Annotated in this window: 2 protein-coding genes; both read right to left on the reverse strand. The window is 72.5% G+C overall.

Annotated features, from left to right (window positions below; all coding sequences use genetic code 11):
- On the reverse strand, positions 1–1688 hold a 1688-nt coding region (locus tag VR44_RS37920), incomplete at its 3' end, for an ABC transporter permease/substrate binding protein (RefSeq protein ID WP_045952226.1).
- Positions 1688–2671: quaternary amine ABC transporter ATP-binding protein (locus VR44_RS37925; protein ID WP_045952227.1), on the reverse strand; the 984-nt coding region annotated here is incomplete at its 5' end. The genes VR44_RS37920 and VR44_RS37925, both read right to left, overlap by 1 nt.

The raw sequence follows: 2671 nt of genomic DNA on the forward strand, positions 1-2671 counted from the left end.
TCGGTGAGCTTGAACTCGCGCAGCCAGCGCGCCACCTCGGGCTCGTCCTCGGCGAATCCCTTGCGGGCGAGGGTGTGGATGCCGTCGCCCTTGCCCCAGGCACCCTTGGGGTCTTCGAGCTTGGTCAGCTGGTAGGAGGAGTACGCCCAGTGCGGGGACCACAGCACGACGGCGACCGGCTCCCGCTTCTCGTAGGCCCGCTTCAGCTCGGCGAGCATGCCGGGCGTCGATCCGTCGACGACCCGGTACTCGCCGTCCAGGCCGTACTCCTTGAGCACCTCGTCCTTGAGGATCGACATCTCGCCGGCGCTCGGCTCGATGCCGATGATCCTGCCCTTGAACCGGTCGGACTTGCCCTTGAGGTCGGCGAGGGAGCGCACGTCCTTCACGTACGAGGGGACGGACAGCTCCAGCGAGGTCGGGCCGTACCAGGAGCCGAGGTCCTCCAGCCGGTTCCCGTACTTCTGCCAGTACTGGGCGTGGGTGACGGGCAGCCAGGAGTCGGTCTGGAAGTCGATGCCGCCGCCGGCGAGGCCGGTGTAGAGCGCCCCGGCCTCCAGCTGGCGGGCGTCTACCTTGAAGCCGCGCTCCTCCAGGAGTTCCTTCCAGAGGAAGGTGGAGGCGATGCCCTCGTCCCAGGGGATGTAGCCGAGCGAGAGGGTGCGGCCCTTGCCGGTGTTCCCGGCGCCGGCCGGGCCGCCGTCCCGGCCGTCACCGGGTCCGGAGAGGGCGTTGAGGGTACCCGCGGCCAGGGCGAGGACGGCGACCCCGGCGACGGCGTGGACGGGCTGGGGGCGGTGGCTCCACAGCCGGGCCGCGCCGCCGGCGGCGGACCGGGCCGAGGCCAGGGCGCGCCGGCCGAGCGGGGAGACCTGGCGGCCCAGGGCGCCGGTCATCCGGTCGAGGTACATGGCCAGGATCACGATGGAGAGGCCGGCTTCGAAACCGAGGCCGATGTCCACGTTGCCGATGGCCCGGTAGACGGCGCCGCCGAGCCCGCCGCCGCCGACCATGCCGGCGATGACCACCATGGACAGGCCCAGCATGATGACCTGGTTGACGCCGGCCATGATCGTGGGCAGGGCGAGGGGCAGCTGGAGGCGGAGCAGGACCTCGCGCGGGGCGGTGCCGAAGGCCTCGGCGGCCTCGACGAGTTCGCCGTCGACCTGGCGGATGCCGAGCTCGGTCATCCGCACCCCCGGCGGCAGCGAGAAGACGATGGTGGCGATGATCCCGGGGACGACGCCCACGCCGAAGAAGACGACGCCGGGGATCAGGTAGACCATGGCCGGCATGGTCTGCATGAAGTCCAGCGCGGGGCGCAGCACGGCGCTGATCCGGTCGGAGCGCGCGGCGAGCACGCCGAGCGGGACGGCGACCACCAGGGTGACGAGGGTCGCGACCAGGACCAGGGCCAGGGTGGACATGGCCTCGGACCACAGGCCGAGGGAGTCGACGAGCGCGAGGCCGGCGAAGGCGAGCAGGCCGGCGAGGAGGCCGCGCAGCCACCAGGCGGCGACGGCCAGGATCCCCGCGAGGAGCAGCGGGGCGGGAGCCGACAGCGCCGCTTCGATGCCGTCGTCGAGACCGGTGACGAGGGAGCCGATGGCGTCGAACAGCCAGGAGAGGTGGCGCTGGAGGAAGCCGACGGCGCTGTCGGCCCAGGCGCCGAGGTGCAGGCGGGGCATCAGGCGGCCACCTCCGTGCAGCGCACCGCGGGCCGCTGCTCGTCGCCGATGAAGCGGACGAGGCGGCCCTGCGGCACGGCGCCGACGACGGTGCCGTCCGCCGCGGTGACGGCCACCGGGTGGGGCACGCGGACGCTGACGGCGCACACGTCGGCGAGCGGGGTGTCGGCGCTCACCGTGGGGCAGCCGCACAGGTCGGCGCCCGCCGGGGCCGGGGCCATGACGGCGTCGGCCGTGAGCACGCGCGAGCGGTCGACGTCCTGGACGAAGGAGGCCACGTAGTCGTCGGCGGGACGGGTGAGGATGTCCTCGGCGGTGCCCTGCTGGACGATGCGGCCGTCGCGCATGACGGCGACGGCGTCGCCGAGGCGCATGGCCTCGTTGAGGTCGTGGGTGATGAAGACGATGGTCTTCTTCAGGGTGCGCTGGAGTTCGAGGAGCTGGTCCTGCATGTCGCGGCGGATCAGCGGGTCGAGGGCGCTGAAGGACTCGTCCATGAGGAGGAGGTCGGCCTCGGTGGCCAGGGCGCGGGCCAGCCCCACGCGCTGCTGCATCCCGCCGGACAGCTCGTCGGGCCAGGACTTCTCCCAGCCGCCGAGCCCGCACAGTTCCAGGGCCTCCGCGGCCCTGCGCTCGCGCTCGGCCCGGGGGACGCCCTGGACCTCCAGTCCGTAGCCGGCGTTCTCCAGGACGTTGCGGTGCGGGAACAGCGCGAAGTGCTGGAAGACCATGCTGATCCTGGTGGAGCGGACGCGGCGCAGCTCGCGGGGGTCGAGGGCGGTGAGGTCCTGGCCGTCGAACAGGACGCGCCCGGAGGTGGGCTCGAGGAGTCCGTTGAGCATGCGCAGCAGGGTGGACTTGCCGGATCCCGACAGGCCCATGACGACGAAGATCTGTCCCGGTTCCACTCTGAACGAGACGTCGATCACGGCGGCCGTCGTACCGTCGGCGCGCAACGCCGCCCGGTCTGCGCCTTCCTCGAG

The sequence above is a fragment of the Streptomyces katrae genome (genome assembly GCF_000966975.1).
GTDB lineage: Bacteria > Actinomycetota > Actinomycetes > Streptomycetales > Streptomycetaceae > Streptomyces > Streptomyces katrae.